Raw genomic sequence first — 6,944 nt, forward strand, 5'->3', positions numbered from 1 at the left:
GCCGGGCGGCGGCCCGCGCGGCGACCCGCAGGGCCTCGACGTTCTCCGCCACGGTCGGGATGCGGTGCGCCTCGGCCGCCGTCTTCACGATCAGCCGGGCCGCCCCGGTCTCCACGGCCAGTTCGGCCGAGCGTTCCAGGAGCTCCAGGGAGCCGTGCCGGGTCTGCGGGTAGAGGCCCATGTAGGTGTAGAGGACGATGTGCCGGTCGGTGTCCGGCAGGAACTCGCCGGCCAGCCGGTGCAGCGCGTGCATCGCGTCGCGGTCCTGGTCCGCGTTGGTCTGCTGGGCGTAGCTGAGCGAGATGCTGCGCAGCCCCGCCCGGTGGAAGAAGAGCGCCTCCAGCGCGCTGATCGCGACGAGCAGTCCGGGCGGGCACAGCTGGCCGAGCATGCAGCCGCCGAAGGTCTCCAGATGCGGTTCCGCCCCGGTGCCGCGCAGTCCGGCCAGGAAGTCGCAGCTCTCCCGCCAGTTGCGTACGGAGTCCAGGAGCGGGGTGCGTCCGTAGGGCAGGCAGTAGGAGACCGGGCCGCCCTCCGTCGCGTCCAGGCCGAGCCGGGCCAGTGCGGCCACGATGCGCTGGGGGCGTGCCGATCCGTGCCGGATCTGCACCGGGAAGCCCGCGTCGCGGACACCGTCGAGGACCCAGCGTGAGGTGTGCGGGCTGTAGGAGGTGAGGGGGAATCCGTTGAGCGGGACGCCGCTGTTCAGCGCACGGGCCGCGGACGGCTCGTCGTTGACCCGGGTGTAGCTGTCGATCGTCATGGTGCCGACGACCGCGTCGGCCGCTCCCTTGGTGGCCAGCAGGCCGGCCCTCATCAGCGCGGGGTCGGAGAAGCCCATCCGGGGCTGCACCACGAGAGTGCCGCGGGCCTGCGCCCTGGCGACGAAGCGGCCGAAGGAGAGCGGTCGCCGGTGCACGGTGGTGCGGCTGACGGGAGCCGCCTCCTGGACCGTCGCGGTCATCGTTCCACCTCCTTGGGCAGCGAGTCGACGTAGGACTCGAAGGCGGCGAGGTCGACGCCGTCCTGGAAGACCGCGTCGAACCCGGCCCTCATCAGGGCGTCGGCCTCTTCCTCCCCGTCCCCGGACACGCCGAGCTTGCCGCCGATGACCGCGGGCAGGCCGGTCAGCTCCCAGCGCGACCGGATGGCCCCGATGAGCGGCTCGGCGTCGTTGAAGCCGTGCCCGTTGACGCTGCTGACGACCAGTAGGTCGGGCTGGAACTTGCAGCAGGACTCGACTATCTCGTCCCCGGGCACGCAGGAACCCAGATTGACGACCTTGTGCCCGAGGTCTTCGAGCAGCAATTGGATGTAGATGAGATTCCAGGTGTGCGCATCGGATTGCAGTCCGGTGACAACAACATCCAGCGGCCCGGATCGATGACGAGCCGCCCATTCCGCAGGCTTCATTGTTCGCTTCGTCCACATCATTGGATGACAAGGGGAGAAAGAGGCCCAGGCTTGCCCGGAACTTCCTTTCGGCCACAACCGTAGATTCGCTCCGGAGCCTTTTCCGGCGTCACCGGCGGCAACTGAGCGGCAGCAGAGGAGCAGTTGAGCGACAGTCCGGTGCCGGGCGGTCGACGGGGCGTGAGACTGACCGCACTGCACCCGCAGAATTCAGCGCCCGGCCCCGTGCACACCGCCGGCGAACGACCGAGGAGTCATGACATGGCAGAGACCGGCCACAGCGTCCGTCCGGCGGACGTGCTCGCGGACGTCCTGGCGGAGGTACGGGAACGGGTCGACCGGCGAGAGGCGCTCGGCGAGGCGCAGGTCGCCGTGCTCGAAGCCGCGGTGAACATCGTCCGCGCAGGTCAGCCCGGGGGCGAGGTGATGCCGGTGGAGCGTTCGGAGCTGGTGCGCGAGGCGCTCGGCGCGGTGCGCGCGGCCACCGTGGCGACCGGGGTGGCCCTCACGTACGCGCATCGCACGGCCCGGGTGCTCACCTGATCCCGCGGTCCGTGGTGCCGCCGATCTGCCTGGACTTCTGCCCGGCGGACCGGTCCGCGACTCCTAGGCTTTGTTTCAGCCGGAAAACTCAGGCACACCTGACGACTTCACGTACAACTTCGTCCAACCGAGGTGGAAATCATGGCAACCAACCCGTTCGAGGACTCCCAGGGCCGCTATGTAGTGCTGGCCAACGAAGAGGGTCAGTATTCGCTGTGGCCGGCCCGGATCCAGCAGCCGGCGGGCTGGGAACTGGTGAAGGACGAGGGCAGCAAGCAGGAATGCGGTGAATTCATCGAGGCGAACTGGACCGATATGCGGCCGCGTTCGGTCGTTGCGGCCATGGGTGGCTGAACCCATCGGCTCGCCCGTTCCGGTAGGGCGGGTGCGAGGCGCGATACGCGCCCGCACCCGCCCTTTCGCGTGAAGACCGGAACGGGGCGGGGCTGGTGCGGTGCAGCGGTGTGGCCTGCACAGAAGGAACAGGAGGAACAGGAGGAACGGAGGGGCGGAGGGGCGGACCGCACGAGGCTCCTGGCAGACATGGGCGGTCTTGGTCGTGAACCCATGTCTGCCAGGAGCCGGGAGGGGCGGGCGGTCAGTCCTGGATGCCGCGTACGCACCACTCAAGCACCGCGGCGGCGGCGGTCATCTTGTGGTGGGCCTGCCGCCAGGCCCGGCTCGACGGGCCGTCGAGCACCTCGTCGGTGACCTCCTCGCCCCGGACCGCAGGCAGGTCGTGCAGGAAGACGGTGCGCGGGCCGGCGAAGCGGTCCAGGAACGCGCGGTTGATCTGGAAGCCGTCGAAGTCCTTGAGCCAGTCGGGGTTCTCCTTCGTCACCCCCATGGTCTGCCACCGGCTGGTGTACACCGCGTCCACCGGGCCCTCGACCTCGTCGGCCGTCACGACCTGGCTCACCAGGGCCTTGCCGCCGCTGAGTTCGGCCGCCAGGTCCAGGGTCTCCTTGGGTACCTCGTACCCCTGCGGGCACAGCAGGGTGAGGCGCAGGCCGGGGGTGAGGGCGGCGGCGAGGGCGAGGGCCGCGCCCGAGCTGTTCCCCTCGCCGACGGCGAGCAGGTGCAGACCGTCGAGCGAGCCGAACTCCTCGGCCAGCGTGGCGAGATCGGCGATGGCCTGGGTCGGGTGCTCGTCCAGACTCAGGGCGTTGACGACGGCCAGGTCCTCGCTGCTGCCGAGCCGCCTGATCTCCTCCACGTCCCCGTTGGTGCGAACGACGAGGGCGTCCAGGTACTGCCCGAGGACCCGGGCGGTGTCCTCGACCGTCTCGCCGGTGGTGAGCTGCAGCTCGTTCGGACCGAAGGTGATCACATCGGCGCCGAGGCGGGTCGCCGCGCTCCAGAAGGAGGTGCGGGTCCGGGTCGAGGACTTGCGGAAGTACAGACCGACCTGGCGTCCGGCCAGCGGCTTCGGCACGATTCCGTCCCGGCCGAACGAGACGGCACGCCGGACGAGGTGGTCCAGCTCGGCAGGCGTGAGGTCGGCGAGGGAGATCAGGTTGCGCATGGGTGGGGTGCCTTTCACGAGGGCGAGGACGGGGTGGGGCGATGGAATGGGGAACGAGGTGGTGTGAGGGTGTCGGAGGGGCACGGAGGGAGGTGCGAGGACTCCCCGGGCGCGAAGCGCGTGGGGCCTACCGCGCGACCGGCGCGGCCGACGCTGCCCGCGCTTCCCGGTGGGGCGGTCCTCACTCGGCCAGGGCGGCGGCGAGAGCGGCGGGCACCGTCTCCTGCTCCGCGTCGAGCACCGCGCGGACCAGGTTGAGCACGGTGAAGCCGACCGGGTCGCCCGCCGTGGTGGGAAGCCGGCGGATCAGGCCGCGTACCAGCAGGGCGTGCACATCACGGGCGGTCGCGGCCAGCGAGGTTCCGCAGGCACGCGCTGCGCCGTCCACCGTCCACGGGTCCTCCATCGTCGCCAGTGTGCGGAGCAGCGCGGCGGCCTGCGGGTCGAGCCCGGTCACGGCGGCGGTGAGCCGCTCGCTCAGGGTGGGGCCGGCGGCGGGATCGGCGGGCGTGACCCCGTCGAGCAGGACCAGCGGTGTGGTGCGGGCGATGTCCAGGAGCTGCTGGGGCGAGTACAGCAGCAGCCACGAGGCCGCGGCCTCCAGCGCCTGCGGCATGCCGTCCAGGGCCCGGCAGATGTGGGCCACGGTGGTGACGACGGAGTCCGTGGGGAGGAAGTCGGGCCGCATATAACTGACATGAGAGAGCGTCAGCTCGACGGCGTGCCGGTCCGCGACGAGGGAGCCGCCCACCGCCTCGGCGGCGAGATCGGCGGCGGTCGGCACCGCGAGCGGGGCCAGCGGCAGCAGCCGCCCGCCGGGCAGCTGGACCGGCCGGTCGGTGGTGGTGAGTATTTTCAGGCGCTCGCAGGCGTGCAGCAGACTCAGCAGGCGAGGGGTGACGGATGGTGACGCATTGTGACCATCCAGGACGATCAAGGTCGCTTTGGACCCTATGAGCGCGGCCAGTTCCTCGAATTCCTCGCCGTCCCGGACGAGTGCGCGCACCCATCCGGTCACGGTCGACTGCGGGGTGCTGGGGGCCGCTCCGGCGGTCTCGGCGGGGTCGTCCAGGGAGACCCACAGCACCGGAACCCGGTCCCGGGCGTGGATCACCGAGGCGGCCTCCTGGGCGAGCCGCGATTTCCCCACTCCCGGCAGCCCCACGAGGGTCAGCAGCCGCTCGTGATCCGTACGCAACCGGGCTGTCAGCGCCTCCAGTTCGGGGCGCCGTCCGATCAGCGGGCGCAGCGGAGGGGGTGGTGTGGCCAGGCCCGCTCCGTAGATGTCCTGGAAGACGCGCCCCGCCGCCTTTGCATCGACGGCGAGTTCGAGCTCGACGCGTCGCGCGTCGCTCAGTCTCATGGCATTGGCGAGGAGCTTCAGTGTTTCCCTGCGCGGGTGCAGGACCCGCCCCAGTTCCAGGTCGCGAATGGCTCGTACGCTCACCGTGGAAAGCCCGGCGAGCTGTTCCTGAGTGAGTCCCGCCCGCCTGCGCGCATTCTGCAGCAGAACGTCGAGCCCGGGTGAGGGCTGGGAATTCATCATTGTCTCCTCGGTCTCCACATGCTCAGAAAACGCAATGCCGGTTAACCGGCCGCCCAGGAGTGCCCGGAACGCACGGCCCGAGCGGGATCTTTCCGGTCCGCTCACGCTCCGTACGCCGCACTCTCCGTGGCAGCGAAGGCCTGCCGTCGATGAACAGACTCCATCGAGCCATTCCCGAACTCTTCCCGGTGCAGTACCGCGAGTTCCTCCCGGCAGGGGCTACGATCGCCTCGCGCTGGGGAAGGCGCTGCGGGTGCGCAGAGCTGAGGGGGAGGATGCGTGTCAACTGCGGAAGAGTTTCGGCTGCGCTTCAACATTCTTGGTCCGATAGAGGGTTGGTCCAACGGGACGCGACTGCGATTGGGCGGAGTCATACAGGAGCGAGTTCTGGCCACTCTGCTTCTGGAGCCCGGAAAAGTTCTCCCGGTTTCCCGGCTGGTCGAGGCGGCCTGGGACGAGGAACCGCCGACAACGGCACCCCACCAAGTGCGCAAGGCAGTTGCGGATCTCCGAAGACGGATCCCCGGGGGCGCCGACGTCCTCGTCACCGACGGGCCCGGCTATCGCGTCGCGCAGGAACAATGTGAAATCGATGTGGCCGAATTTGGCCTACTGATACGCAAAGCGAAGCTCGCGGCATCCGATGGCCGTACGGCCGAAGCGGCCGAGATATTGCGCGGCGCTCTCGCGCTCTGGCGGGGACCTGTTCTGTCGGGCGGCGGCGGTCCCGTCATCGAGGCGGCGTCGACCTCCATCGAGGAGCGCCGGCTGACCGCCGCGGAACAGCTCTTCGAACTCCACCTCGCACTCGGCGAGGCCGCCGAACTCGTCGTCGAACTACGGGAACTGGTCCAGCAGCACCCCTTGCGCGAGTCCCTGCGCGGCCAGTTGATGATCGCCCTGTACCGATCCGGGCGGCAGGCCGAGGCCCTGGACGAGTACGGCAAGGTGCGCGAACTCCTCGCCGAGGAACTCGGCATCGATCCCGGCCCCAATCTGACCAAGCTGTACGAGGGAATCCTGCGGGAGAGCCCCGACCTGGCCGGACCGGGGCCGGCGGCCGCCCCTGTGGTGGCCGTGGCACTGCCCGCGGAGCCCCCGAGCACCCTCCCGTACGACCTCGCGGACTTCACCGGGCGGGACCGGGAACTGGCCGAGATCCTGCGCGGCGCCGAGGCCGGCGGTGAGCAGGGACCCCAGATCGTGGCCATCGACGGCATGGGCGGCTGCGGCAAGACCTCGCTCGCGGTGCGGGCCGCGCACCGGCTCGCACCGGAGTACCCGGACGGGCAGCTCCACATCGATCTGCGCGGACACACGCCGGGCGACCAGCCGGTGACCGCGGGCATCGCGCTCGATGGTCTGCTGCGGGCGGTCGGCGTCCCGGGCAATCTCATCCCCGACGACGTGCCCGCCCGTACGGCTCTGTGGCGTGCCACCCTGGTCGGCAAGCGGCTGCTGATCCTCTTCGACAACGCGGCCGACGCCGCCGCCATCCGTCCGCTGCTGCCCGTCTCCCCCGGCTCCCTCGTCATGGTCACCAGTCGGGCCCGGCTGGTCGATCTGGACGGCGCCCGGTGGATCTCCATCGGGGTAATGCCGCCCGAGGACAGCGCGATGCTGGTGGCCGAGACCCTCGGGGCCCAGCGCGTCGCCGCCGAGCCCGAGGCGGCAGAGGAGATCGCCCGGCTCTGCGGCCACCTCCCTCTCGCCCTGCGGATCGCCACCGCCCGGCTGCGCAACCGCCCGCGCTGGACCCTCCAGTACCTGGCGGAACGGCTGCGCGACGAGACCCGGAGGCTCGACGAGCTCAGCTCGGGCGCCCGCAGCGTCTCCGCCACCCTGCGCCTGTCCTACCAGGCCCTGGACGAGGAGTGCCGGAACGCGTTCTCGACGCTGGCGCTGCACCCGGGCAGC

7 protein-coding genes are annotated in these 6,944 nt (G+C 70.5%); 3 read left to right on the forward strand and 4 right to left on the reverse strand.

What is annotated here, in order from left to right:
* Both ABZY11_RS41750 and ABZY11_RS41755 read right to left on the reverse strand, forming a co-directional pair.
* Window positions 1–964, reverse strand: a 964-nt coding sequence (locus ABZY11_RS41750; RefSeq protein WP_356484175.1) for a methylaspartate mutase, incomplete at its 3' end; no start/stop codon positions are given.
* Window positions 961–1,413 carry a cobalamin B12-binding domain-containing protein gene (locus ABZY11_RS41755; protein WP_356484176.1) on the reverse strand — a complete coding sequence of 151 codons (453 nt, stop codon included), beginning with the start codon at window positions 1,411–1,413 and terminating at the stop codon, window positions 961–963. The genes ABZY11_RS41755 and ABZY11_RS41750, both read right to left, overlap by 4 nt.
* Before the next feature lie 261 nt (window positions 1,414–1,674).
* Here ABZY11_RS41755 and ABZY11_RS41760 point away from each other — a divergent pair, with 261 nt between their 5' ends.
* Together ABZY11_RS41760 and ABZY11_RS41765 are read left to right on the forward strand one after the other, a co-directional pair.
* Window positions 1,675–1,956 (forward strand): hypothetical protein, encoded by a 282-nt coding sequence (locus ABZY11_RS41760; RefSeq protein WP_356484177.1) that lies wholly within the window; start codon window positions 1,675–1,677, stop codon window positions 1,954–1,956.
* Between the two features lie 141 nt (window positions 1,957–2,097).
* Complete coding sequence (locus ABZY11_RS41765; protein WP_093549323.1) at window positions 2,098–2,310, forward strand: MbtH family NRPS accessory protein; 213 nt, start codon at window positions 2,098–2,100, stop codon at window positions 2,308–2,310.
* Between the two features lie 244 nt (window positions 2,311–2,554).
* On the opposite strand, the gene ABZY11_RS41770 is transcribed toward ABZY11_RS41765, so the two are convergent.
* Together ABZY11_RS41770 and ABZY11_RS41775 are read right to left on the reverse strand one after the other, a co-directional pair.
* Window positions 2,555–3,481 carry an ornithine carbamoyltransferase gene (locus ABZY11_RS41770; protein WP_356484178.1) on the reverse strand — a complete coding sequence of 309 codons (927 nt, stop codon included), beginning with the start codon at window positions 3,479–3,481 and terminating at the stop codon, window positions 2,555–2,557.
* A 181-nt stretch (window positions 3,482–3,662) separates the two neighbouring features.
* Complete coding sequence (locus tag ABZY11_RS41775; protein ID WP_356484179.1) at window positions 3,663–5,027, reverse strand: helix-turn-helix domain-containing protein; 1,365 nt, start codon at window positions 5,025–5,027, stop codon at window positions 3,663–3,665.
* A 594-nt stretch (window positions 5,028–5,621) separates the two neighbouring features.
* Here ABZY11_RS41775 and ABZY11_RS41780 point away from each other — a divergent pair.
* The coding region (locus ABZY11_RS41780; RefSeq protein ID WP_356484180.1) for a BTAD domain-containing putative transcriptional regulator at window positions 5,622–6,944 on the forward strand (1,323 nt) is incomplete at its 3' end.

The organism is Streptomyces sp. NPDC006510 (assembly GCF_040611955.1).
GTDB lineage: Bacteria > Actinomycetota > Actinomycetes > Streptomycetales > Streptomycetaceae > Streptomyces.

Excerpts from the sequence above, each read along its gene's own strand:
- ABZY11_RS41755 (WP_356484176.1), bottom strand. The coding sequence starts at position 1,413 with ATGAAGCCTGCGGAATGGGCGGCTCGTCATCGATCCGGGCCGCTGGAT.
- ABZY11_RS41760 (WP_356484177.1), top strand. The coding sequence starts at position 1,675 with ATGGCAGAGACCGGCCACAGCGTCCGTCCGGCGGACGTGCTCGCGGAC.
- ABZY11_RS41775 (WP_356484179.1), bottom strand. The coding sequence starts at position 5,027 with ATGATGAATTCCCAGCCCTCACCCGGGCTCGACGTTCTGCTGCAGAAT.
- ABZY11_RS41765 (WP_093549323.1), top strand. The coding sequence starts at position 2,098 with ATGGCAACCAACCCGTTCGAGGACTCCCAGGGCCGCTATGTAGTGCTG.
- ABZY11_RS41770 (WP_356484178.1), bottom strand. The coding sequence starts at position 3,481 with ATGCGCAACCTGATCTCCCTCGCCGACCTCACGCCTGCCGAGCTGGAC.